Here is a 23,829-nt window from a genome sequence, read left to right as displayed (position 1 = left end):
TTCAATTTAATAGTAACATTAAAATAGTATACGCCATGAGTGCAATTAGAAACAAAGTACAATTAATCGGGAATGTAGGGAATGATCCAGAAATTAAAACATTAGAAAGCGGTAGAAAACTAGCACACCTTACGATCGCAACAAATGAGATTTATAGAAATGATAAAGGCGAGAAAGTAGAACAAACAGAGTGGCATCGAATAACTGCTTGGGGGAAAACCGCAGAACTTATAGAAAAGTATGTTGTAAAAGGTAAAGAAATCGCTGTTGAAGGAAAACTGACACACAGAAGCTATGATGATAAAAACGGAGAGAAACGTTATATAACCGAGGTTGTAATAAATGAAATTTTACTGTTGAGTAAATAGCGTTTTTTTTTCGAGATAGTTAAACCCGACAGGATCCAAAACCTGTCGGGTTTGTTGTTTTTATAAATGAATTAAAGTATCGAAACGCCATTAGCATCAGTTGTAAGAACTTCGCTCATATAATCAAAAAAAGGTCTCATGTTTTTGAAAGCATCCAATGCCAGTTCTAAAAACTGCGGACTCAAGACTTCTTCATCTGTAAAACGCTTAATGACCAAAAATTGTTTGAAACGAAGCAAATCAATGGCAGGATGATCAACATCAAAACCTTTTGGCTTTGTTTTGAGCTGTTCTCCTTGCAAAGTGCCAAAATTGCTTTTGAAAGAATCTGAATTCAATATTTCTTGAAAGGTTTCTGGATCTTGAGCAAATTCGTTTCTTATTCGTTTTAAATCTGCGGCATTTGGTCCCCAGAAACCACCAGCAAAAAAGCTGTTTCCTTTTTCCAGATGAAAATAATAACCGCCACGTCTTGCTGCAGTTGCTCGTGTGTAACTTCCTCCCCAATAATGCTTAAAAGGGGTTTTATCTTTAGAAAAACGAATGTCTCGATAAATTCTGTAAACGCTTTTCTTGCCCGAAGCATTTTCTAAAACATCAGTTTTGGAAAGTTCCTTCAGTAAAGCGCCTGCAAAATTTTCAATATGATTGAGCTCTATTAAATATTGTGGTTTATGCTCTTCAAACCAAGGTTTATTGTTGTTCTTTTTCAGTTCAACTAAAAAGTCAAGACTAGATTTGGGAATTGTAACAGTGTTTTCCATAATTGAATTTAAAAATCGAAAGTGACTGCAATTTAAAACTAAAAAACCCACCAGAGAAATCTGATGGGTTTTTCTATATTGTATTAAGCAGTTTTTTTGAATAAGTCAAACATAGGACAGCGTGAGCAGCGTTTCTTTTCGCTCTTTTTATATTTCTCACAGCAAGAAGATTTACAGTTTTCAATCTTCTTAATTTTATCAAGGATATCTTTGTTTTTCTTTTTCTTTTTATCCTTTTTTTTGTCCTTGTCTTTTTCTTTCTTGCTCACTTTTTCCTCTGAATTTTAAAAACAGAGACAAATATAAACCAAAAAAGTTATTTTTAAATGTTCTAAATAAACTTTAACTTTTTTATTTAGGATTGATAGCGATTGAACTCGTAACTGTTAATTGCTGAATATCACGATCAAACAAATAAAGTCCACCTTTATCATCACCAATTAAGTTGATTTTATCTAAGATCGATTTAGCTGTAGCTTCCTCTTCAATTTGTTCAGAAACGTACCATTGCAAGAAATTGTGCGTAGCATAATCTCTTTCTTCAAAAGTAATGTGCACTAATTCGTTGATAGATTGCGAAACAAAAAGTTCGTGATTGTAAAGCTCCTCAAACATCTCTTTAAAAGTAGTATAAGTTGTTTTTGGCGCTTTAAGATCTGTTACCTGAGCGTGTCCTCCGCGTTCGTTTACATACTTAACTAGTTTAAGCATATGTGCGCGCTCTTCATCTGACTGTGTGTACATAAATTGAGCGATTCCCTCTAATCCTTGTACTTCAGCCCAACAAGCCATAGAAAGATAAGTTTGCGAAGATTCTGCTTCTATGCGGATTTGCTTGTTTAAAGCTGATTCAATATTTTTTGCTAACATAATAAGTGTCTTTTTTGTAAAATTAAGCAAAATTATTCATTTCATTTTTCTAAAGCTCGAAAACATTAGACTCTTTGATTAACTGTAAGTAGAATAATAGTAAGAAGTTAGGCTTTAGGTGTGTAGCATAAAAAAAGCCCCTAAGAAAAAATCTTAAGGACTTTCGAATCAAGTATTAAAAAGAAATTATTTTACAATAAAAGTAACTCGTCTAGCTAATCTTCTAGCTTCCTCAGAATCTTTTTGAATTGATGTATCTGCACCATTTGCAACAACATTTAAACGAGAAGAAGCAATTCCAGCTTTTTCGAAAATTGTTTTTACGTTAGTAGCTCTAGTATAAGATAATTTTTCATTATACTCAGCTTTTCCAACTTGGTCAGCATAACCAACAAGGTCTAGAGATGCAGAAGGGTTTTTTCTTAAGTAATTTAACACAACGTCAATCGCAGCTGTTGAGTTCTCGATTGGAGTTGTTTTATTGAAATCAAAATAAACACTGTAATATTTATCATTAATCATTCTTCTGATTAATTCGTTATCAGTTGCCTGAGGAGTGTTTATTTGTTTTTCAACAACTACTTCTTTTTGTGCAGGTATTTTCTTGATTTGTGCTTCAAGATCTGCTACTTTGCTTTCTAAACCAGAAATATCCACATTGTTACCTTCGCTTGAAGTTACAGTCCAGTCTGCATGTTTTGCATTTTTTCCTAAGTACACATTTAAACCAATTGTACCATTAAAAATCAAACCTGAGAAACCTCTGTTTTGAGCTACATAAGCTCCATCAAAGGTATGATCTTGTGATGCATTCAAAATAGTAGAGAAATCACCAGTTAAAGCAACTCTGTTTGATAATTTTATTTGTCCAGTTACACCGGCAATAAAGTTACCCACTTCATCTGCTCCTTTAAAGTTATCACTTCTTAATTGACCATAACCAAAACCAGCATGTCCTAATAAACCAACAGTGTTTGTCCATGTTTCAAAATTCATGATACGACCTAAGTTAGCAACAGCCTGTAAATCTACTCTGTAGTTTTTTGAATCAAAATCAATAGAGTTGCTTTTTGAAGTAAAACTGTTGTATCCAAAATCGGCCTTTAAACCAAATTTGTTGTTGAACATATAACGAACCCCTACTTCGCCAACCCAAGGGCTTGGAGTACTTGTTGAGTAACCTGCTGAAAATGATCGTTGTGGCTTAGTTAGTCCGCCAGCTAGTTCAACAGACCACTTATTATAGCTGCTATTGTTTTCTGTTTGCGCATGTACTCCTGTTAAAGCCAGGGCAAATGCAAGAGTCATTACAATTTTTTTCATTGTTTCTTAATTTTAAATATTGTCCAAAACAACAACAAATTGTAAGTAAAAACTTTCCCTTAAAGACAAAAAAGTATTAAAATAGGGTAATTGGCAAAAATCTAAGCGATAAAAAATAAGGAAAATAAGAGCAAATAGGTTTTATCAACGAATGGGTTTAATTAAATCCGTCAGCAAATTTGCGAAGAACAAGCTGTTTCGCAACCATATCGTAATAAGTTAAAATGGTGTAATTACTTAGTTTAACAGAATTAGGAAGAACTGCTTCTCGATGAGAATCTAAAAAGTAGAAGATTTTATCGGTAGCAAAAGGCTCGTGTGTTTCTTGTGTTGGTTCTAGTTTTTTGGTCCATATACTTTCAAAAAAAACAGAATAATTGGTCTCAACATTGTAATAATTGTTTGAAGGAAAATCTCCAAAAGGATCGCTAAAATTAAAACCATTAATAGATACCGTATGGAAATCTCTTCCGCTTCCTCCTAATGTGATAAAGAGATTTTTCTCGTTTTTATAAACCGAAACTCCGGCGTCAAGGGAAGATAAAGCTTTTAAAAATTTCGCTGTATTCTTTAATTTTCTGGGCTCACGATCTTCAATTTGCATTAGTAATGGGGAATTACTAAAACGAATGGTGTCTTTTTTTGAAACCGCAAAAGACTTTATCGATTCACCAGATCCATAATCTTTGATGTCAAGCAAAAGCTCATCGGCATTAAGATTAATTTGATATAATTTATTTTCGTGATAATAAGAATTAGATGTTTTTGGGTTTTTATCTCCAACCGGTTTTAAAAATGTCTTTTCTTTTATTTCTAGATTTTCTAAATCAATATCAAACAATTGCGTTTTTCTAAAGTTTTGATCTAAAGTTAGAATCAAGCGATTAGGAAGGGTATAAATTTTACTTTTGGCAGTAACCTTATACAACGGATTGTATTCGCCAGATCCCATCAGTTCTATTGGATTTTCAAACAAAATTTGATGAAATGTTTTAGGCTGGTTTTTCTGATCTATAAATTTGAAAGCGCTAAAATCTAAAAACTTTTGTTCGGCCATTCCGTTTTTAAAAATAAAAGCAATCAAAGCCTCTTTTGTTCGATCTTTCATTAACAAATAGAAGTTGTTGTCTCTCTGATAATTTGTTATTAGCGAATTCTCTTCAAGCGGAATCTGAAATTTTAATGCTCTAGAGGTTTTGTTTTCCAGATAATATTTAATTAAAATAATTGATTTGTCTTCTTTCGAAAACCAATATAAAGTAGGATTTCCATCTTCGCTAAAACTGTAACCCATTAAAGATCTGTTTTGAGTATACTGACGATTTGTAACAAATTTATCTCTAAGAAATAAAGCACTATTGTACTTTAATATCGAAAGGCTATCTGCACTGGCAGCAAAAAGAAAAACATCATGAGTAATGGTGTTTTCACCAATCATAATTTCAGATTGGCCAATTTGGTTTTTTAAATCTATTGCATAAGAAGTTAGTACTGTTTGACTTAACAAAACAGAACTAGAGATAAAAAACAAAAAAAGAAAAATTCGCTTCATATGTTTTTGGGCGCAAAAATCATTCCGATTATTTTACTGATTCATAAGCTCTTGAAAAAGATCTACAAACTGACCAACGTGCATTCCGTCCATTAAACCATGATGAACATAAACGGCCATTGACATGGTTCTTTTTCCAGTTTCGGAAACCATCATTTTACCAAACGAAATTTTTGGACAGCTGTCTGGATACGTAAAACTGCGTGCATGAGTTATCGAACTAAAATTCAACCACGGAATTGCCGAAAAATGAATCAGATTATCATCATCAAAAGATCTGGTAAAAAGTCCGTTTGTGTTTTGAATTCGTTCGATTTCGGTTAATGCAATTTGTTCGAATGTTTTAAAATCAGGATGATATTCAATTAAAGAAAATCCGAAAGTGCCATCTTCACGACCTATTGTTGCCGACGCATCAATCTGATCGTTAATGTATATTTTGTCTTCTGAAATTCGATATTTAAAATTATCAATGGCGTTTACTGCAGCCAAAGTTTTATGCAAATAGAAAATGAAAAAAGAAGCGTTTATACTTTTTGCGGTTTGATACGCTTTGGTGCAGTCAATTTCTACGGTGACTCCAAAAAACGGTTCTTCCATTTGTTTGAAATGGGCAAAATGCTCTTTTCTATTCCAATTTTCTAGGTCTAAAAGTGTTTTCATTATAATAAATTCGGAACCACTTCTGCAATAGTTTCAAATGAACTAAAATGCTCGTGTTCTATAGTATGATTAATTTTTTCGTGTTCCCAAGTAGTATGAAATGGAATATGAACAGCATAACCGCCAATTCCTAAAACAGGAAGAACATCTGATTTTAATGAATTACCAATCATCAAAAATTCGTGTGGCTCAATATCTAAACGGCCTAAAAGTTTCTGATAATCGATTTCTTGTTTGTCTGACATTACTTCGATATGATGAAAATAATGCCCCAAACCAGAACGATGCAATTTGCTGTGCTGATCTTTTAGATCGCCTTTTGTAGCAACGACCAATTTGTATTTTCCTTTTAAAGCTTCAAGAGTTTCTTCAATTCCGTCTAACAATTCGATTGGTTTTTCCAATAATTCTTTTCCATATTGAATGATTTTTTCAATGACTTCAATCGGAATGGTATTGTTAGAAATATTCATCGCGGCTTCAATCATCGAAAGAATGTATCCTTTGATTCCATATCCATACAAAGGCAGATTGGCAATTTCTATTTTGAATAATTCCTGCGAAATGCCTTGATGTGAAAGGTAATCTTCCATCAAAGCGCAAAATTTATGTTCGGTTTCCTCGAAATAAGGTTCGTTTACAAACAAAGTATCATCGGCATCAAAAGCGATTACTTTTAAGTTTGGTATTTTAGTTTTATGTAACATAATGTTTTTTGTTTCAAGTTATGTTTGTTTCAGGTTTCAGGTTTTTCGCCACAGATCATTGAGATTAAAATGATTTTTAAAATCTGCTCAATCTGCCGAATCTGCGTGAAACTATAATATCAATTTTTAGAAAAAAGCCCTTTCAAAGAAATCGTTTTATCGTAAAACGTAATTCGTATTCCGAAAAGCAGAATGATTCCACCCAAAACCATCTGTAAAGTTATTTGTTCTTCTAAAAAATAACTAATTAATCTTTTGAATAGTGATTAAAAATTTGAATCATATTTTGTTTTACCTAGTTTTATAAAATATAATTCAATGTATTTGTATGTTAAATGAGAAATTAATATTGTGAAAAAAGCACCTCCAAATAGAATTGATACTGAGTAAGTGAAAACTGAATCAATTTTTAGTTTTTGTAAAATATTAACTAAAACTATTAAAACTATCATATGTATGCAATATACCGAATAAGATATTTTTCCTAAAAACTGAATTATTCTGCTTCCAAAAAGAATATCAAAAAAACTGTTTTTATATTTTTGAAAATATAAAGTGATTCCCCAAATCAGTATTAAACAAGTAATCATCCAATTTTTGAAACAATAGATTAAAGCAATAGAACCTAAGAATATAAAAAGATATTTATTATTTGAAGATTCAAATTTTTTAAAGAGTGGCATCGAAAAATAGCCTACTAAGAAAAAAGCAATCATATTTGGTAAAAAAGAAGGCTGTGTTATATGATTTTTTGAAAACAACATTGTGAGAATAAATAGCATTATTATTAAACCATTTTGGATGACGTTTTTTTTATTTAGAAAATAATATAAGAAAGGGATTAGAATATAAAACTGCCATTCTAAGGTTAAACTCCATGATTGGCCCATTATTGTATAAGTAAAAGGGAATCTACTTTCAGGAAATAAACCGTGTGATAAAGTTAAATGACTAAGTATGTTTAATATTTTATTAGAATTATAATAGGTTTCAATTAATTTAATTCGGCTATATATTTTAGAACCTTCAAAAGGTATTTGCTCTAGTGTATGTAAAGAAAATTTTAATAGAAATAGTGAAATCAGCAAACAAATTAAATAAATTGGAAACAGTCTTAAGGCTCTTCTTTTTAAATAAAAAAAATAAGTTTCATTTTTTTGAAGTAGTAAATGTGTTACAAAACCACTAAGTATAATAAAAATAATGACTGGAAGAGAACCATCAAAAAAAAAGCTTAAAAATTTATTTTGTGTTTTTGCCTGAGGAAGAAAACCAGAGGCATGATAAAAAAATACCCATAATGCCATATAACCTCTTAAACCTTCTAAGTAATTGTATCTCATTATTTATATTTGATTTTTAGAAAAAAGCCTTTTTAAAGAAATCGTTTTATCGTAAAACGTAATTCGGATTCCGAAAAGCAGAATGATTCCGCCCAAAACCATCTGTAAAGTTATTTGTTCTTCCAAAAACAACCAAGCTAAAATTGAGGTAATTACAGCTTGACTCAATAAACTTAACGAAACTCTTGTCGCACGCATGTGTTGTGTGGCATAACTAATCGAAAGCCAAGCACACAATTGACAAATTACGGCTTGTAAAACCAAAACAAACCAGCCCATATCTGTGAATCCTGTGAAAGGTTCGTTTAATGAATAACATAAAATTCCCAAATAAATACTTGAAGCCATTAAACTAATCGTCATAAACGAAAGAACATCGACTTCTGAAAGGACATTTTTGCTTACCAAAAGGTAAATGGAATATAGAATGCCAGATAAAACGGCAAATAGAAATGCTTTATCGAAGTTTAAATCGATAAAAAATTCAAAACCGACCAAAGTGACCATTCCGAATAAAGCGACCAATGTTCCGATCCAGAAATTTGTTGCAGGTTTTGCTTTCAGAAAAAAGAAAGAACCAACACCAACCCAAACTGGAGATAAATTGGTTAAAAGTGAAGCCTGAGTCGCGCTTGATTCCTGAATAGCGATATTCCAAACCGCAACATCAGACGAAAATAAAACACCGCAAAGTATTGCCAAAAGTGCAAATTTTAGTTTTGGAAGTTTAAAGTTTCCACTAAAAAGTACATAAGGCAGTAACAGCACCACAGCAAAGAACATTCGGTAAAAAGCCGAAATTAATCCTGGTGTTAAACGTAATTTTACCAATATCGGGAAAATAGATATGCAGAGTATACCGCAGATTAGGGCTAATCTTGGTTTTGTGAGTTTCATTAGATGTATTTTATTCTTGTATTATTTTTCAAAGATAACTTAGAAAGCAACTATTTTGAAAGGAAAAAGCGCGAATTGATTAATTTTAACCAATTAACGCTTTTGCTTGAAATTAAGTAAATTCAATTATACATTCATATTTTGAATCTAATGAATATTGTTTATACATTTCAAGAAGTTCCACTAGAAAGGTGTATGATTCTTTGTTTTTTTCTAATAAGAACTTACTTTTTTCGATAATAAATTTACAATTTCCTTGTGAAATTTGGTTGTAAAAAAAATCATTGATTATGTGCATATTAATTGATCTTTCTGATAAAATCATGCATTCTGATATTTCATTAATCAAAGATTGGTTGCCACTACATTTACTGGCATTAATTGTAACGGTGTAGAATTTTTTATCATTGATATATTCATATTTACTGTAGCCCATAATTTCTTATTGATCTAAAGATTATAAAATGCATAATTGTAAAAACGCATGATCTTAATTAAAATTTCATGCGCTTTTTTGTTGTTTTAAGCAGCTAAAAATTTACTGCAAGCTTTCTGAATTTGTTTATCCGAAAACGGTTCGAGTGTTTCGGCAAGCATTTCACTGGTTTTGATGCATTCCATCATTTTTGATCTTAGCTCTTTGTCATCTCCCAATTCTGTTTCAAGAATTCGCTTGAAAATTTCAGACAGATAATTGGGCTGTTCTCTAAAATCTCCTTCAAACCAAAGGTCTGAAAGGAATTTTGCCATCGATGGCATTACATCTTGATGTGTCGGTTTTTGATTTTCTCTTTGCATAATCGAAAATATTAGACGCACGAAACCCTCGCTTTAGATGTGCAAAAATACCCAGAAGGATAGATTTCCCGAGTTTCCATAGGGACATCATGGCGAGGGTTCGCTTATTTTTAACTTTTAATAAAGTTCAGAATTACTTCTGGTATTTTTGCAGAACAAACTTACAATTATAAACTTATATAAAAGTAAAAAACATGAGAAATTTCTCATGTTTTATATTTCGATTCTTAAAAAGAACTTTTAGTTTACCGTAGCTCCGTTCGGCGCATCAGCATCTGGATTTACAAAAACCAGTTTTCCTTCTGCATTTGTTGTCATCAAGATCATTCCTTGACTTTCAACTCCGCGTAAAGCTCTTGGCGCTAAGTTTGCTAATACAGAAACACGTTTTCCGATGATTTCTTCTGGCGAAAAACTCTCCGCAATTCCTGAAACAATCGTACGAATATCGATTCCGGTATCCACTTTAAGAACCAGAAGTTTGTTTGCTTTTGGCATTTTTTCAGCCTCCAAAATAGTTCCGATACGAATATCCATTTTCGCAAAATCATCAAACTGAATTAAATCTTTTTGTGGTTCTGCTTGTTTGTTTTCAGCAATATTTGCGGTTTTTGTCGCTTCCAATTTATCTACTTGTTTTTGTATTTCTTCGTCTTCAATTTTAGCAAAAAGCAATTCTGCCTCGCCAATTTTATGTCCTGCTGGAATTAAATCTGAATTTTCAGAAATGTCATTCCAACCTAAAGTTTTCTCAATAAAGATGTCTTTTGCATCGCGATCTTTCTCTTTTAAGAATTTACTGAAACCTGCAAAATGCTCTTTAAGGTCAGCCAAATTCAAGATTTTAGAAAGTTTCGCAGCAGTAAAAGGTAAAAACGGTTCAGCTAAAACGCTTAAAGCAGCAGCAATTTGCAATGCCACATACATTTGAGTTTTTACACGCTCTGGATTGTCTTTCATTACTTTCCAAGGCTCTTCGTCTGCAAGGTATTTATTTCCTAAACGTGCCACATTCATTAATTCGCCTAAAGCTTCACGGAATCTGTAACGTTCCACCGAACTTGCAATTACAGCTGGATATGCTTTTAATTCGTTTAAAGTTTGTTCATCAACTTCTGAGAATTCGTTTGGAGTTGGAATAACGCCATCGTAGTATTTATTAGTTAAAACTACAACACGATTCACGAAGTTTCCGAAAACGGCAACTAATTCATTGTTATTTCTAGCTTGGAAATCTTTCCAAGTAAAGTCGTTATCTTTTGTTTCAGGAGCGTTTGATGTTAAAGCGTAACGCAAAACATCTTGCTTATCTGGAAACTCTTCTAAATATTCGTGCAACCAAACGGCCCAGTTTTTAGAAGTCGAAAGTTTGTTTCCTTCCAAATTCAAAAACTCATTTGCAGGAACATTGTCTGGTAAAATATAACTTCCTTCAGCTTTTAACATCGCTGGGAAAATGATACAATGGAAAACAATATTGTCTTTTCCGATAAAGTGAACCAATTTAGTTTCTTCATCTTTCCAATACGGTTGCCAATCTTTTCCTTCGCGCGCTGCCCATTCTTTTGTAGAAGAAATGTATCCAATTGGCGCATCAAACCAAACATATAATTTTTTGCCTTCGGCACCTTCAACAGGAACATCAATTCCCCAATCTAAATCACGTGTTACGGCGCGAGGCTCTAATCCTGCGTCGATCCAAGATTTTACTTGTCCGTAAACATTCGTTTTCCAATCGTTTTTATGTCCGACTAAAATCCATTCTGTTAGAAAATCAGAATATCTGTCTAAAGGTAAAAACCAGTGTTTTGTTTCTTTAAGAATTGGAGTTTCTCCAGTAATGGTCGATTTTGGATTAATTAAATCCGTAGCGTTTAAAGTAGATCCGCAATTTTCACACTGATCTCCGTAAGCTCCATCATTACCACATTTTGGACAAGTTCCCACAACAAAACGATCTGCTAAAAACTGATTTGCTTTTGCATCGTATAATTGTTCGGTAACTTCTTCAATAAAATCTCCTTTATCATATAATGTTCTAAAGAATTCCGAAGCCGTATCATGATGAATTTTAGCCGAAGTTCTTGAATAGTTGTTGAATGAAATCCCGAAATCTTCAAACGATTTGCGGATAATCCCGTCATATTTATCAATAACTTGCTGTGGTGTAATTCCTTCTTTTTTGGCTTTCATAGAGATTGCAACTCCATGTTCATCGCTTCCGCAAATAAATGCTACATCTTTTCCTTGCAATCTTAAATATCTCGAATATATATCTGCAGGCACATAAACTCCCGCCAAGTGACCAATATGAATAGGTCCGTTGGTGTAAGGCAATGCCGCCGTGATCGTATATCTCTTTGGATCTTGTATCATAATTCAATTTTATTGAGTGCAAAAATAAGCAATAGATTTGAGATTTTAATATTACACGGAGATTCGCTTTTATTTTCGAAGAGATTCAAAGAGAATTCCACAAAGATTCACTGAGTTCTTCCTCAATATTGTCATTTCGACGGAGGAGAAATCTTCGCAAGTAGCTCGACAAAGATTGGCGCTTTTAGGAGCGGAGTTACTCGCGAAGATTTCTCCTCCGTCGAAATTGTAAAAGTCACTTATTTCGGTAACGGATTTATCATTTCGATTGGCTTTTTTCCATCAATTCCCTGATGTGGCCTTTCGTGATTATAGTAATATAAATATTGTAATAATTCTTCTTTTAGCTCTTCCAAAGAATCAAAATCAGTTTCTCTAAGCAGATCATCTTCAAGAGTTCTCCAGAAGCGTTCAACCTTTCCGTTTGTCTGTGGTCTGTAAGGTTTGGTGTGTCTATGGATAATCCCTAATTCCATAAGCATTCTCTCAAAAGGATGGTTATATTTCTGCTGGCTGGTTTTGATTCCAAATTCAGGCCCATTGTCAGATAAAATCTCTTCAAATTTTATTTCATAATGATCACTTAAGATGTTTAAGCATTTTAATGCTGCAAACATAACTGTTAAACTAGTAATGTCGGGAATTAATTCCGCCCAGGCAATCCTACTGTAATCATCAATTATGCACACTAGGTACAATCTTCGATTCTCTCCTTTTATGATGCTCTTGCTTAAGTGATGACAATCAATGTGACCAAGCTGACCCATTCTTTCCTTGATTATTTTTTGATGATTCTTTTTAATCTTCGGAGTTAGCCTATTTATATTATTGCGTTTTAAAATATTATAAACTCCAGAATATGAAGGAGTGCTCCTTCCTAATTTGGGCTTTAAGATACTAACAATTTCATATTTGTTGTTTCCTTTTTCTCTTAATTCAATTACTTTTCGCTCTATAAATGGCACAGGACGTCTTGTCTTGTATTTTGGACCTCGCTTTTGAGGCAGTAGATCTAAAGACTTACCGCTCTGCTTATAGCGGTTATAATACTTTAAGAAACTTTTTCTGCAGGTGTCATTTGCCTTATAAAATTCCATAGCCTTTTTATGCACTGGATGCGTCTTGTTTTTTACCTGCTCATATTCTTTTATCAAAAAACGATACTTCTCTAAATAGTTTCTTTCTAGTGTTGAATCATGACTGTTATTTCTCATCGCAACAAAATTTATTAAAGGTAAATTTTGTTACCGAAATATCTAACCTTTACAGAAATGACAAGAAAACCATGAAAAACTTTGCGCCTCTGCGACTTTGCGAGGTTGTTTTACTTCAACTAAATAATGTGCTTTGTGAGGACTTCGACTTCGTTCAATTTGACAAACGCTTGAAAAATCTTCTTTATTATGTGGTATATTTTACTTATAGTCTTTTTGACTATATTTGAAAAAAAAATATCAAAATATGAATAAAATATATCTAACCTTTTTAGTACTGTTTTCGTATTACGGTTATTCTCAATCACAACCAGAAAAAAGTCCAAAACAAAACCAATATTCTAATCCGATTTTTGCGGGTGATTATCCCGATCCGAGTTTATTGCGCGACGGAAAAGAGTATTATGTTGTGCATTCTTCATTCGATTATTATCCAGGACTTTTAATTTGGCATTCTACCGATTTAATGAATTGGGAACCGGTAACCAATGCGCTTCACAAATATGTTGGCGCAGTTTGGGCACCCGATTTAATCAAGTACAACAATAAATATTATATCTATTTTCCTGCGAATAATACCAACTTCGTAGTTTCAGCCGATTCTATTAACGGACCTTGGAGTGAACCTGTCGATTTAAAAATCGGAAATATTGATCCTGGACACGTAACAGATGATAAAGGGAATAGATATTTATATTTTAGTAACGGAGGTTATGTGGCTTTATCCAAAGATGGCCTTTCAGTAACAAGCGAATTAAAACATGTTTACGACGGATGGAAAATTCCGCGTGAATGGAGTATTGAATGTTTTTGTATGGAAGGGCCAAAATTATTCAAGCGTGGAGAATATTATTATTTAACGGTTGCCGAAGGTGGAACAGCTGGACCCGCCACAAGTCATATGGTCATTTCGGCAAGATCAAAATCGCCATTAGGTCCCTGGGAAAACTCGCCTCATAATCCGATTGTGAGAACCAATAGCAGTTCTGAAACGTGGTGGTCAAAAGGACATAGCACCGTTTTTGAAGATGCAAACGGAAAATGGTGGATGATTTTTCATGGTTACGAAAAGGATTATTACAATTTAGGGCGTCAGACTTTATTGCAGCCTGTTGAATGGACAAAAGACGGCTGGTATAAAATTCCAGATAATATCGAGACCGATAAACCAATTGCAAAACCAGAAGGAAAAACGCTTCCTGAATTTTCTTTGAGTGACAATTTTGGAGGTTCGGCTCTTAAACCGCAATGGAAGTTTTATAGTGGAGTAGAAGCTTCAAGATTTAAAGTTGCCAATAACACGTTGACTATTGAAGGAAAAGGCGACGGAGTAGGAAACAGTTCGCCTCTAGTAGTTGTTCCAGGCGGACATTCGTATACAGCTGAAGTTGAAATGGAAATTGAAGGCAACGCAACAGGCGGATTAACGCTTTTTTACGATAATAAATATTACTCCGGAATACTAGCCGATCAAAACAACATTTTGGCAAACTTGAGAGGATGGCAGTTTCCAACAGAAAAAAATACACATAATAGAAAAGTCTTTCTTCGTTTAAAGAATATCAAAAACACAGTAGATATGTTTTACAGTTTAGACGGAAAAGACTGGAAGAAAATCGAAAATTCAGTAGAAGTTTCAGGATACAATCATAATGTCTTAAGCGGATTTTTGGGATTAAGAATCGGTCTTTGTTCTATTGGAAAGGGAAGTGTGAAATTTAAGAATTTTGTTTATAAAACTTTAGAGTAAGTTAAGCTCATCTTTGCGGGACTTCGACTTCGTTCAGTCTGACAAAAGAATAAAAAACTTTTGTGACTCTGCGTCTTTGCGAGATTAGTTCCTCAAAATAAGTTAAAATCTTTGCGAATCTCTGTGTGAAATCTTCGTGTTTCTCTGCGGAATTCCAAATAAAATAGAACCAGTTTAAACTACGTTTCTCGCTTATAAATGAGAATATATTTCGCAATCTTTGCACTCGAAAAAAACAAACTTATGAGCAAGACTAAATTAATCATCAATAAAAATGGGTCAATCAAAATCGAAGGTGATTTTGAAATTATGGATCCAGAAGGAGCACTTTACGGTTTACAAGGAAGATCTGCATTAGGTCTTTGTCGTTGCGGACATTCTGCAAACAAACCATTTTGCGATGGAGCGCATAGAAACAACTTCGAACATGATTCAAAGGCTTTCGATTTGCCACCAATGAAAACGAACTAAGAAGAATTATCTAGTTTTAAATAGTTAAACCGCATTCTGCCAGATGCGGTTTTTTTTTATGAAGTTTTTATAAAAGTAAGGTATTACTTAGAAAAACAATATTACATTTACTGCAACATTAATTTCCTAAAAATGAAAAAACTAATAATACCACTACTATTTTTATTTTTTAGCATGAGTCAGGCTCAAACTGTAAAAACAGTTTCTACAGATTGGACCTCTATATCTCAGACCATTGCTGTTCAGACTTCTGTTAAGAAAAAATTTAAAGTTACTGCTTATGTAAAAGTCGAAACTACAGAACCAAAATCATGGGCAGGAGTTTGGGCTCGTGTTGATACCAAAAATGACGAAGATGGTTTTTTTGACAATATGAGAGACAGACCTGTAAAATCTAAAGAATGGAATTCGTACACTGTTGAAGGTACTATCGATAAGAATAGTAAATCTTTAAGCTTTGGAGGTTTATGTCTATTTGATGGGAAGTTTTACTTTGATAAATTTGAACTTTTTATCGAAAATGATAAAGGTGTTTACGAACCTGTGACTGTTTTAAATTCAAGTTTTGAAAGTCCGATAAGTAATGGAGATGTTCCAAAATGGATTCAAGGAATAAGTAACGACGCTATTGTTAAAGTAAAAGAATATAAAATTACTTCGAACAAATCTAGTGTTGATGGAAAAAGCAGTTTGCTTATAGAAGGAAAAGGAATAAAACCAAGATTAGAAGCAAAAATTGGAAATGTAGAAGGAGCATCTCCTAAAATTGCAGATATGATTTCTATGCTTGAAGATTTAAAAGCTCGCGTTGAGAGAACAGTAAAAAACATGAGCCAATATGAAATTGATTATCTTCATGATGCAGAAGCAAACCGAATAGGAGCTTTGGTAATGCATTTGGCTGCAGCCGAAAAATATTATCAGGTTTTTACTTTTGAAAATAGAGATTTTAATGAAGAAGAAAAGAAAATATGGGGTCCAGCATTAGATCTTGATCAGGCAGGAAGAGAAATAAAAGGTCATGATATTCAGTATTATTTGGATATTTATGACCAAGTAAGAGCAAAAACAATTGAAGAATTAAAGAAAAGAGATGATGCTTGGTTTGCAGAAGTGCAAACAAGATACGATTGGACAAACCAATATTGCTGGTTTCACGTTATGGAGCATCAATCGAGTCACTTAGGTCAGATTTTGTTTCTAAAAAAACGAATTCCGCCAGAACAGAAACAAAAATTTGAGCAAGAGCTTAAAAAATAAAATAAAAAACGCATTCTGCCAGATGCGGTTTTTTTTATATAATCTTAATTTTAAAATATTCGTTAATAAATGATAATGCAATCAAGAAAAGAGAACACAATAAAAAGCTTATTAGATTAAACTTCAAACCAAAATGATGCTTTTTAGAACTTTTGTAAATCAAAAAGAAAAGAAAACTACAAACTATAAATGAAATCGTAAGAAGTCCAATACCAAAAGAAAGTCCAAGTCTTCCTTCGTCATTTGGTCCTAATAAATTTGCTAATCCAGCCCAAAAACGCATTACAAGTGTAAAAAGCAAAAAGGGGTATAATTCTTTTTTTGGATATTTATTTAATAGAATATAGGTTACAATTGCTTGCAAAATGGTAAACAAAGGTCCAGCTGCAGTTACGACGTTTCTATTCCATTCGTTTTTATATTCCCCAGAAACTAAATTTACAGAGTTTAAGGATGCTGTCATTTTATTTCCAAGGATTTCTCCCGTACACCAATGTGCTAATTCGTGAAATAATGTGCTAAGAAAAACTACTATTAGGATAATTAAAATATATTTTAAGTCTATTTTATTGTGCGTAACATCTTTAGCCATTAGCTATACAGGTATTTGAATGATTAGTAAACAATTTATTTTTGAGCAGTAAATAAACAAATAATAATTGTAATACTATTCTTTCTACAAGTAAAGTTCGCCTTTCATAGAAACAACTTCGAACACGATTCTAAGGCTTTCGATTTGCTACCAATGAAAACGAACTAAGAAGAGTTATCTAGTTTTAAATAGTTAAACCGCATTCTGCCAGATGCGATTTTTTTATATTCGTTTCAACTGTGGTTTTACCTTTTCAAAAAAAGCTTTGTAATCATTTTTGTTTTCTGGATTTGTTATTCGTGGAAAGCCACAATTCTCAAAACAAATCCTTAAATAATCAATGAAAGTTGTATTATGTTCTTCATACAAAAATTGAGAATCAATACTTTGTTTACTGGTAATTTGTAATGAATATGGAGCACCTCCGCTAATATTGTCTTTGTGGAAATAATCTGGTGAAAGTTCTAGAGAAATAAAACCCTCATCTTCATAATATTCTTGAAAAGTTTCGAGGGCATATTCATCTGTAGCTATTGAAACAAGATCATCTAAACTTATAACTTGAATTGGATCTGCACATTCCCAAATAAAATCTTCATTTTTATCATAGTCCCAACCAAAATTACAAGCGCCAACAATTTTATAAAACATTTTTAAAGATAATGGGACAAAGCCAAATGGTTTAACTGATTCATCAAGTTCTTTCAGTAAAGAATCTGTGTTTGGTAGAGGATTCACTAAAGGACGATCAAAGTTGAATTGAAATTCAGTCTTAAAAAGATAATCAATGTTGACTAATTCTTTGTAAATAATGTTGAGATTATAAGCAACTCTCTCAAAGGTTTCTGTTAATACTTGCTCAATGTCATTAATATTATTAGATAGAAAAGCGTCTTTCCCTAGTTTAGAAATATCATCATAAACTTCTTTTGTTTCTCCATTTAAATATCTTTGATAAAATGTCATATTTGATATATTTTGTAGTTTTAAAGCTACAAATATATTAAGTATAAAGTTCCCCTTTCATAGTAATAATCGAAGAACCGCCCACAAGAATATCTTCGTCACGATTCATGACTTCAATCATTGAGGGCTGCTTTAATTTAACTCCTTGAAGAATTTTATACTCTTTATCTGGTTTAGTAAATTTCTTTTGCGTTAAAAAACCAATTAAAGGGCCAGCGGCTGTTCCCGTTGCAGGGTCTTCATTTATTCCGATGATAGGATTGAAAAATCTTGTTTCGACTATATGTTCCTGACCTTCTTCTGCTGGAGCGAAACAATAAAAACCTTCAAAATTATATTCTTTTGAGATCTGAATTAAAAGCTGGTTGTCTGGAATAAAACTGTTCAATATTTGGCTGTTTTTTATAGGAACCATTGTATGCGCAACTTCTGTTTTAACTATTGTTGGAACAAAAGAATTTACATCCAAATCTTCAATCTTTAAGCCCAGTGCCACCGCAATTCTATAAGTTGGAATTTCGCTTTTTATAACCGCCGATTTTTGATGCATTTGAACAACTGGTGAATAATTATCCAAATCGAAACTTACTGATACTGGAATTGCCGAATGGTTCATAATTACAAACGGTTCGCTTTCATTTTGCTCCTCAAAAATGGGTATTCCTTTTAGAAGAGCTCCGCAGACTGCACCCAATAAATTGTGCCCTGCGCCATCGATTTCAATTCCGGTTGGCGTAAATGAACGAACAACAAGTGCTTTTTCTCTTGTAGAATAATAGACAAATGAGGTTTCAGAATAGCGAAATTCTCTAGAGATATCCTGATAAGTTTCTAATTTTAAATTTCCATCTGTAAAAACAACCGAAAGTGGATTTCCTTTGTAGCTTTCGTTTGAGAATACGTCTAAAACGTAATATTCTAATGCTTTTCTTCCGCTCATATTTTCCTATTTTGAATCTAAAACGATTCTTAATGGAATAAAATTACGGTTTATTCTTGTATTTCATAGACACGTTTCGTTTTTCATGGTTATTTTAGCATTACTTTTTGATTAATAATTTGCTTTCGAGATCAAAAAAAAAAAGGAGAAAAGTTAAAAAAATACTAGGCAAGGATTTCATTTTGAATTAATTCAGTTAATTTTAAACCTTCAAAATAATGTTGTCGTTTTTATGATGTTTAAAAAGCTTTCGATAGGATTCTTTTTTCTTTTTCTAATAAATGATGGGATGGCTCAAAATAAGATTAATCTTTTTTCTGAGATTAACTATAATTCTATTCCTGCAGTCAATTTAAATGAATACAAATCGGTTCAAGATCGCGACAACCGAATCCAAAATCCTAATATTGCTTTGGGAGTTGCTATTTCTGGCGGCGGATCTAGAGCGCAGTTTTTTAGCATGGGTATTCTTTTGGGATTGGAAGAAATTCAAGAAGACAATTCGAGTCGTAACTTTCTAAATGAAATCGATTATTTTTCGACTGTTTCTGGCGGATGTTATTCAGCAGGATATTATTTGACAATTCTGAAAAATAGATTGCAATATGATAATTGTTCCTTCAACGAATTTTATTTTTCAAAAGCCGATGCTTTTAAATCGGATGTCAATAAATCGGCTACTATTTTTTCTCTTTTAAATAATGGCAGAAACGAAAAAGGAGAAAAAGTCTCGATGGCGCAGCGTCTCGATTTGGAAGTTTTGCAATACGATAGCGCCAATCCAGAAAATCAGAATAAGTTTAAGACTCAAATGCTTTTGTCGGATTTCTTTATTCCGAAAGACAGCAAACTTAATCCGCAGTTGCCTATTATGGTGGCCAACGGAACGGCTTATAACAATGGAGAACGCTTTCCGTTTATGCCGCATATTATTCGTGCCTTAAAAATCAATTCGTCTTTGGCTCCAAATAAAGCTTCACTTTCGCTTGACGAAAATTATATTAATAATGGGTACGATTTTCCACTGACTTATGCAATTACGGCTAGTTCGGCTTTTCCTGGAGTTCTTCCTAAAACGAAATTCGGAATCAAAAATCAAGATAAAATTTTATGTGTGATTGATGGTGGCGCTTCGGATAATATGGGGTACGAAACTTTGATAGAACTGCTTCACAATGATTCTAAAGTAAAAGACAAAAACAAAAAAGCACTTTTTATCGATTGTTTAGGACAAGGAAAGAAAGCGCCTTTTATAAACGATGGTAAAATCGGATTGCTTTCTTTGTTGGAAACCGCTTCCTTATATACGGTTCAAACCAGATACATGACTTTTGAGAAAGATGTCGAAAATGTGCTGGAAAAATATAAAATTCCAACTTCAAATTATCAAGTTATTGGTTTTACGACTTTGCGTGATTATTTACTAACCTTAAAAAAAGATCAAGCTTACGAAGATTTAGTCGCACAATTGAAAGAAACCGACGATGACGCCGGAAATTGGCTGAAACTTCATGATAGTTTTAAAGCAGAATTGATTGCAAAATTTGGTTTAGATAGTTTTAAGAAAGATAAATACGGCGAACCTATTCTTTCTAGCTTGGATAAGGAAAAATTTAAAGATTTTGATGCAGGCAAACTTTTAATGCTTTATGAATATGCTTCGCATGTTGAAACCAAACTAAAAACAACTCCAGAAGAAAAAGAAATGTTATTGCTATCTGGACGTTTTGCTGCTTATTTAAAAACCAATGAATTGAAAGATTTGCTGGTAGAGAATAAGGGAGTTTATTAAAGATTATTGCTCAAAAATAACCTTTTTGTCTGTCTTATCTGTTTTGATAATGTCGTACGGTCTTGATAGTTTTAAAGTGCTATTGCCGCTTTTTAGTCTTTCTACTTTTACAATTATCGTATTTCGATTTTCGGTAATTTCAACAATATCGATCGAATGGCCTTCTGTATTTTGAGTTTTATCTATAACAGCAATAACTTGATATTTGCTAAAATCAATATTAATTTCTTTAAAATCTTTAGACAAATTGGTAGAAACATTCATTTCTGCAATTAATTTATCCCAAGCTTTTTGGTCTTTAATAATCAAATGTATTGGTGCAAGACTTTCATCATTTGGAAAAGAATCTCCTTTAGCAATTAACGAATATTGCACGTCAGAATTTGGTAAGTCATCATTCTCGCAACTCGTTAAAGCTAGCAATATGCTAAATATTAGGATAATCCTTTTCATGGTTTTGGTTTTGGTTGCAAAGACTTTTTGTATTAAGCCTTCTCTATATAAACAGATGCATTTATGTTCAAATAGTTGCGTAAAAGGTGTTTAGTTTTATCTGCATCTTTTATTAGATAAAGATAACGCTAATTTTGAAGAAAGATTGTGCTCAATAGCAAATAAATATGATGCAAAAGGTTTTATTTTACTTCATACCGTTCTCATCATATTAGCATTTGTTCTCTTATATAAGTTTGAAACGACTTATTTGTGTAATAAAGTTCTCCGCTTTCATGCCAAAATTCAACGACTTTGCCATCATTCTGATCCAAGTTTATCGCCATAAATTTTAGTTTTCAAGTTCTTTCCAGCAAATATCTATTTCGCGTTGTACTTCATTTTTCAATTTTGGTAATTCGTTGGTAATCCAATCTTGGCTTTCTTTGCTGAGGTAGTTTTGATTTTCGTTTAGCTTGTACTTCATAGAGCCATTAATCATGTCTATCATTTCTTCGACTTCCGATGTGCCATTTGCAAAGTTTGGACCGATTAAATATTTTAAAATTTCTTTTTCGGACATAGGTTTGTAATACAAAATATGACTGACCAGAGGAAAATAGAAGTAAAAATTATTAGTGGTGTTAGAAGCAAATTGTATTTTATGTAATGCTGTTATTAAAGCTTCTGATTCTGAATTTGAAGTTTGAAAATTCAACTTTTTTAAAAGATCGAAACAAATTTTGGAGTGAGGCAGTATTTTTCCAACTTCTTCCAAATAAGTAAATGTTTTTTCAAAATTAGTACGGTCATTATTTTCAAAAGAACTAATAAGAGTCGGTATTATCTTTTTCATTTTAATCTATGGAGCATTTTAACAATACATTTTTGAGATGTATTTATTTGGAAGTTTTTAATTGGCAGAAGAGTTTCAGATAGTGCTAAAATACAGTTTTTCTATTTAGGAATGACGAAATTAAAGTTTGATGAGCTAGGAAACATGCAAAAAAATGTAATTTATATTATTATTTCTCCCAACTTTGCATCACAATCTTTTAAACAAAAACTCAAATGGAATTCGGTAAAATCATAATTTCAGAAACTGCAGCGAATAGTGAAAATCCGCAAGACGTTGTCAATTCGAATATTTCAGTAATCAATTTAATGCGTGAAGAAAAGATAGACGACGACTTGATTCACGAAGATGCTTTAATGAGTTACTATTTAGATTTTTACGCTTCAAAGTATGCGGAAGGAAATTTCTCGAAGTTCGTGTATGATTCTGGATGGAATAAAGAATTGAACGAATTAATTGAAGAAGGTTTGGCTTTAATTGGCGCAGAAAAGCATTTGGAATTGTTTAAAGAGCAATGCCGCAAGCTGCGTTTGCAGAGTACAATCAAATTAGGGAAATTTCTAAAAGAGAAATACGATGCTCCAAACGCTTTCAAAGATTTGCTAAACAACAATGCTTATTTTGAATTGGATGAAAATTTGGCCGAATTGAATGCTGCATTCTTAAAATCGCATCCCGATACAGAAGTGCTTTCGGTAGAAGAAATGTTTGCTACACTAGAAGAGTTTATAGGACACGAAATTAAGAGAGATTAAGTTTTTGTTTTTTTTGCTGTGGTTTGTAAGAAAATTATATATTTGGAATGCCCTAAAATTTCTAACAAATCGAAACCTATGAAAAAAACGATTCTTTTAAGCAGCGTTTTGATGTTTTTGTTTTCCTGCGGGAAAAATGAAAAGGTTCCAAACGATGCCGAAGTTCAGTATCAGGAACTGCTTTCGGAAACACAAGCACATCTTGCTCTTAATAAAAAACCAATAAAAAAACTCATTTTTAAAAATCTGGATGAGATCGAAGATTCTAAAGAAATGAATCTGCAGCTACTTTCCATAGTGGCATCAAACTTAAAAATCAAATATTCAGATATTAAAATTGCCGAATCAAGTTCTATCGATTACGATAATCAAACCACTTTTTTTGTTCTGACAACTGTTGCGCACGATAAAAAAGTATTGAAATCTCGAGATGACGAAGAAATGGGAAATTATTTCCAACGTAAATACTTGTTTGTAAATCGGGAAGATGGAAGCATAATTGCCGAAGAATTTGATGAAAATCTAGGTTATTACGATAATGAAGCCATTCAGTTTTCAAAATCGCATATTTTGAAAGATCTGTTTTTTTTAAACGAAAATACTCCCGCAATTGCCTTTTATACAGAAGCAAGCGCAAGCAGTAGAATTGTTTTGTATTCTGAGAAGAAATTTACACTGATTACTTTGGCTGACAATGAAATTAAAAAGGTCTTATACGAATATCCAATTCGATTAACGAATGGCGATTCTAACGGAAGCGGAACTTTTCAAGTAGAAACTTTAGAAACCGGCATGAGCTTTTCGGATCATAAAACAAACGGTTATTTTGATTTGATCATAACCAAAAAATTTTCTTATGAAGAAGCGTTCGAAAGTGATGCTGAAAACGGAATTGAAGAAAAAAGTGACCTTAAAATTAAAAAAGAATTAGAAAAAATCAAGTATAACGGCAGAGAATACGCTTTTCATAGAGACGACAGGCATCGTTTTCTGGAGTAAAATTCAAAAAAAGCGAAATAACATCAAGGGCACTTTTACGGTGCTTTTGGTGTTTATAGGAGATTTCGGTTTTACTGCAAAACTTTGACCTATTGTTAACAAACATTTCCTTAAATTTGCTTCCGTTATAAAAAATACAAT

24 protein-coding genes and 1 pseudogene are annotated in these 23,829 nt (G+C 32.6%); 7 read left to right on the top strand and 18 right to left on the bottom strand.

Annotation, left to right across the window (positions count from 1 at the left end):
* Positions 1–35 precede the first annotated feature (35 nt).
* Positions 36–368, top strand: coding sequence for a single-stranded DNA-binding protein (locus QLQ95_RS07670; RefSeq protein WP_095930275.1), 333 nt, complete (start codon positions 36–38; stop codon positions 366–368).
* A gap of 71 nt (positions 369–439) precedes the next feature.
* On the opposite strand, the gene QLQ95_RS07665 is transcribed toward QLQ95_RS07670, so the two are convergent.
* From QLQ95_RS07665 to QLQ95_RS07605, 13 genes and pseudogenes are all read right to left on the bottom strand, one after another.
* Positions 440–1,132, bottom strand: a complete 693-nt coding sequence (locus tag QLQ95_RS07665) for a DUF2461 domain-containing protein (RefSeq protein ID WP_320493501.1) — start codon at positions 1,130–1,132, stop codon at positions 440–442.
* Positions 1,133–1,215: 83 nt separating this feature from the next.
* Positions 1,216–1,401: a hypothetical protein gene (locus tag QLQ95_RS07660; RefSeq protein ID WP_029271150.1), complete on the bottom strand. Its 186-nt coding sequence runs from the start codon at positions 1,399–1,401 to the stop codon at positions 1,216–1,218.
* An 82-nt stretch (positions 1,402–1,483) separates the two neighbouring features.
* Positions 1,484–2,002: a ferritin gene (locus QLQ95_RS07655; protein ID WP_095930276.1), complete on the bottom strand. Its 519-nt coding sequence runs from the start codon at positions 2,000–2,002 to the stop codon at positions 1,484–1,486.
* A 186-nt stretch (positions 2,003–2,188) separates the two neighbouring features.
* The gene (locus QLQ95_RS07650; protein ID WP_482503275.1) at positions 2,189–3,325 is read right to left on the bottom strand and encodes an OmpA family protein; all 1,137 of its coding nucleotides are present in this window, start codon (positions 3,323–3,325) and stop codon (positions 2,189–2,191) included.
* Positions 3,326–3,482: 157 nt separating this feature from the next.
* A complete protein-coding gene (locus QLQ95_RS07645) occupies positions 3,483–4,877 on the bottom strand; it encodes a hypothetical protein (RefSeq protein ID WP_482503273.1) in 1,395 nt (464 codons plus the stop codon).
* 33 nt (positions 4,878–4,910) lie between these two features.
* Positions 4,911–5,540 (bottom strand): CatA-like O-acetyltransferase, encoded by a 630-nt coding sequence (locus tag QLQ95_RS07640; RefSeq protein ID WP_482503271.1) that lies wholly within the window; start codon positions 5,538–5,540, stop codon positions 4,911–4,913.
* On the bottom strand, positions 5,540–6,247 hold the full coding sequence (locus QLQ95_RS07635) for an HAD family hydrolase (protein ID WP_095930280.1): 708 nt from the start codon (positions 6,245–6,247) through the stop codon (positions 5,540–5,542). The genes QLQ95_RS07640 and QLQ95_RS07635 overlap by 1 nt, the downstream gene beginning before the upstream one ends.
* A 119-nt stretch (positions 6,248–6,366) precedes the next feature.
* Positions 6,367–6,486 (bottom strand): annotated as a pseudogene (locus tag QLQ95_RS07630) (DMT family transporter); the annotation flags it as partial.
* 27 nt (positions 6,487–6,513) lie between these two features.
* Positions 6,514–7,590, bottom strand: coding sequence for an acyltransferase family protein (locus QLQ95_RS07625; protein WP_482503269.1), 1,077 nt, complete (start codon positions 7,588–7,590; stop codon positions 6,514–6,516).
* Positions 7,591–7,593: 3 nt separating this feature from the next.
* Positions 7,594–8,487 (bottom strand): DMT family transporter, encoded by an 894-nt coding sequence (locus QLQ95_RS07620; protein ID WP_482503267.1) that lies wholly within the window; start codon positions 8,485–8,487, stop codon positions 7,594–7,596.
* A 522-nt stretch (positions 8,488–9,009) separates the two neighbouring features.
* A complete protein-coding gene (locus QLQ95_RS07615; protein ID WP_320493496.1) occupies positions 9,010–9,285 on the bottom strand; it encodes a hypothetical protein in 276 nt (91 codons plus the stop codon).
* A 240-nt stretch (positions 9,286–9,525) separates the two neighbouring features.
* Entirely contained in the window at positions 9,526–11,661 is a 2,136-nt protein-coding gene (gene metG / locus QLQ95_RS07610; RefSeq protein WP_320493495.1) for a methionine--tRNA ligase, read from the bottom strand.
* A gap of 239 nt (positions 11,662–11,900) precedes the next feature.
* Positions 11,901–12,875, bottom strand: a complete 975-nt coding sequence (locus tag QLQ95_RS07605) for an integrase core domain-containing protein (protein WP_320493490.1) — start codon at positions 12,873–12,875, stop codon at positions 11,901–11,903.
* A 247-nt stretch (positions 12,876–13,122) separates the two neighbouring features.
* Here QLQ95_RS07605 and QLQ95_RS07600 point away from each other — a divergent pair, with 247 nt between their 5' ends.
* The 3 genes from QLQ95_RS07600 (at position 13,123) to QLQ95_RS07590 (ending at position 16,356) form a co-directional block, all read left to right on the top strand.
* On the top strand, positions 13,123–14,625 hold the full coding sequence (locus QLQ95_RS07600) for a family 43 glycosylhydrolase (protein ID WP_482503265.1): 1,503 nt from the start codon (positions 13,123–13,125) through the stop codon (positions 14,623–14,625).
* A gap of 243 nt (positions 14,626–14,868) precedes the next feature.
* The gene (locus tag QLQ95_RS07595) at positions 14,869–15,096 is read left to right on the top strand and encodes a CDGSH iron-sulfur domain-containing protein (RefSeq protein ID WP_306153757.1); all 228 of its coding nucleotides are present in this window, start codon (positions 14,869–14,871) and stop codon (positions 15,094–15,096) included.
* A gap of 132 nt (positions 15,097–15,228) precedes the next feature.
* Complete coding sequence (locus QLQ95_RS07590) at positions 15,229–16,356, top strand: DinB family protein (RefSeq protein ID WP_320495770.1); 1,128 nt, start codon at positions 15,229–15,231, stop codon at positions 16,354–16,356.
* 34 nt (positions 16,357–16,390) lie between these two features.
* Here the strand turns inward: QLQ95_RS07590 and QLQ95_RS07585 are convergent, their stop codons facing one another.
* From QLQ95_RS07585 to QLQ95_RS07575, 3 genes are all read right to left on the bottom strand, one after another.
* Positions 16,391–16,948: a hypothetical protein gene (locus tag QLQ95_RS07585; RefSeq protein WP_320495768.1), complete on the bottom strand. Its 558-nt coding sequence runs from the start codon at positions 16,946–16,948 to the stop codon at positions 16,391–16,393.
* Positions 16,949–17,170: 222 nt separating this feature from the next.
* Positions 17,171–17,914 carry a hypothetical protein gene (locus QLQ95_RS07580; RefSeq protein WP_482503262.1) on the bottom strand — a complete coding sequence of 248 codons (744 nt, stop codon included), beginning with the start codon at positions 17,912–17,914 and terminating at the stop codon, positions 17,171–17,173.
* 37 nt (positions 17,915–17,951) lie between these two features.
* Positions 17,952–18,854: a PhzF family phenazine biosynthesis protein gene (locus QLQ95_RS07575; protein ID WP_482503261.1), complete on the bottom strand. Its 903-nt coding sequence runs from the start codon at positions 18,852–18,854 to the stop codon at positions 17,952–17,954.
* Positions 18,855–19,143: 289 nt separating this feature from the next.
* Here QLQ95_RS07575 and QLQ95_RS07570 point away from each other — a divergent pair, with 289 nt between their 5' ends.
* Positions 19,144–20,646 carry a patatin-like phospholipase family protein gene (locus QLQ95_RS07570; RefSeq protein ID WP_172426915.1) on the top strand — a complete coding sequence of 501 codons (1,503 nt, stop codon included), beginning with the start codon at positions 19,144–19,146 and terminating at the stop codon, positions 20,644–20,646.
* A gap of 3 nt (positions 20,647–20,649) precedes the next feature.
* On the opposite strand, the gene QLQ95_RS07565 is transcribed toward QLQ95_RS07570, so the two are convergent.
* Complete coding sequence (locus tag QLQ95_RS07565) at positions 20,650–21,099, bottom strand: protease complex subunit PrcB family protein (RefSeq protein ID WP_095930289.1); 450 nt, start codon at positions 21,097–21,099, stop codon at positions 20,650–20,652.
* Between the two features lie 331 nt (positions 21,100–21,430).
* Positions 21,431–21,934 (bottom strand): hypothetical protein, encoded by a 504-nt coding sequence (locus tag QLQ95_RS07560; RefSeq protein ID WP_428238900.1) that lies wholly within the window; start codon positions 21,932–21,934, stop codon positions 21,431–21,433.
* A 215-nt stretch (positions 21,935–22,149) separates the two neighbouring features.
* On the opposite strand from QLQ95_RS07560, the gene QLQ95_RS07555 reads away from it, so the two are divergent.
* Positions 22,150–22,689 (top strand): DMP19 family protein, encoded by a 540-nt coding sequence (locus tag QLQ95_RS07555; protein WP_095930290.1) that lies wholly within the window; start codon positions 22,150–22,152, stop codon positions 22,687–22,689.
* 78 nt (positions 22,690–22,767) lie between these two features.
* Positions 22,768–23,688 (top strand): hypothetical protein, encoded by a 921-nt coding sequence (locus tag QLQ95_RS07550; RefSeq protein ID WP_428238899.1) that lies wholly within the window; start codon positions 22,768–22,770, stop codon positions 23,686–23,688.
* Positions 23,689–23,829 lie beyond the last annotated feature (141 nt).

Source organism: Flavobacterium sp. B330r, assembly GCF_056824325.1.
The sequence above is the reverse complement of the archived record's forward strand: the minus strand, read 5'-3'. Positions and strand labels throughout refer to the sequence as shown.

Coding starts and splice junctions, on each gene's coding strand:
- QLQ95_RS07590 (WP_320495770.1), top strand. CDS start 15,229: ATGAAAAAACTAATAATACCACTACTATTTTTATTTTTTAGCATGAGT.
- QLQ95_RS07605 (WP_320493490.1), bottom strand. CDS start 12,875: ATGAGAAATAACAGTCATGATTCAACACTAGAAAGAAACTATTTAGAG.
- QLQ95_RS07565 (WP_095930289.1), bottom strand. CDS start 21,099: ATGAAAAGGATTATCCTAATATTTAGCATATTGCTAGCTTTAACGAGT.
- QLQ95_RS07650 (WP_482503275.1), bottom strand. CDS start 3,325: ATGAAAAAAATTGTAATGACTCTTGCATTTGCCCTGGCTTTAACAGGA.
- QLQ95_RS07600 (WP_482503265.1), top strand. CDS start 13,123: ATGAATAAAATATATCTAACCTTTTTAGTACTGTTTTCGTATTACGGT.
- QLQ95_RS07670 (WP_095930275.1), top strand. CDS start 36: ATGAGTGCAATTAGAAACAAAGTACAATTAATCGGGAATGTAGGGAAT.
- QLQ95_RS07665 (WP_320493501.1), bottom strand. CDS start 1,132: ATGGAAAACACTGTTACAATTCCCAAATCTAGTCTTGACTTTTTAGTT.
- QLQ95_RS07655 (WP_095930276.1), bottom strand. CDS start 2,002: ATGTTAGCAAAAAATATTGAATCAGCTTTAAACAAGCAAATCCGCATA.
- QLQ95_RS07615 (WP_320493496.1), bottom strand. CDS start 9,285: ATGCAAAGAGAAAATCAAAAACCGACACATCAAGATGTAATGCCATCG.
- QLQ95_RS07570 (WP_172426915.1), top strand. CDS start 19,144: ATGGCTCAAAATAAGATTAATCTTTTTTCTGAGATTAACTATAATTCT.
- QLQ95_RS07550 (WP_428238899.1), top strand. CDS start 22,768: ATGAAAAAAACGATTCTTTTAAGCAGCGTTTTGATGTTTTTGTTTTCC.
- QLQ95_RS07575 (WP_482503261.1), bottom strand. CDS start 18,854: ATGAGCGGAAGAAAAGCATTAGAATATTACGTTTTAGACGTATTCTCA.
- QLQ95_RS07620 (WP_482503267.1), bottom strand. CDS start 8,487: ATGAAACTCACAAAACCAAGATTAGCCCTAATCTGCGGTATACTCTGC.
- QLQ95_RS07585 (WP_320495768.1), bottom strand. CDS start 16,948: ATGGCTAAAGATGTTACGCACAATAAAATAGACTTAAAATATATTTTA.
- QLQ95_RS07580 (WP_482503262.1), bottom strand. CDS start 17,914: ATGACATTTTATCAAAGATATTTAAATGGAGAAACAAAAGAAGTTTAT.
- QLQ95_RS07625 (WP_482503269.1), bottom strand. CDS start 7,590: ATGAGATACAATTACTTAGAAGGTTTAAGAGGTTATATGGCATTATGG.
- QLQ95_RS07560 (WP_428238900.1), bottom strand. CDS start 21,934: ATGAAAAAGATAATACCGACTCTTATTAGTTCTTTTGAAAATAATGAC.
- QLQ95_RS07595 (WP_306153757.1), top strand. CDS start 14,869: ATGAGCAAGACTAAATTAATCATCAATAAAAATGGGTCAATCAAAATC.
- metG (WP_320493495.1), bottom strand. CDS start 11,661: ATGATACAAGATCCAAAGAGATATACGATCACGGCGGCATTGCCTTAC.
- QLQ95_RS07635 (WP_095930280.1), bottom strand. CDS start 6,247: ATGTTACATAAAACTAAAATACCAAACTTAAAAGTAATCGCTTTTGAT.
- QLQ95_RS07645 (WP_482503273.1), bottom strand. CDS start 4,877: ATGAAGCGAATTTTTCTTTTTTTGTTTTTTATCTCTAGTTCTGTTTTG.
- QLQ95_RS07640 (WP_482503271.1), bottom strand. CDS start 5,540: ATGAAAACACTTTTAGACCTAGAAAATTGGAATAGAAAAGAGCATTTT.
- QLQ95_RS07555 (WP_095930290.1), top strand. CDS start 22,150: ATGGAATTCGGTAAAATCATAATTTCAGAAACTGCAGCGAATAGTGAA.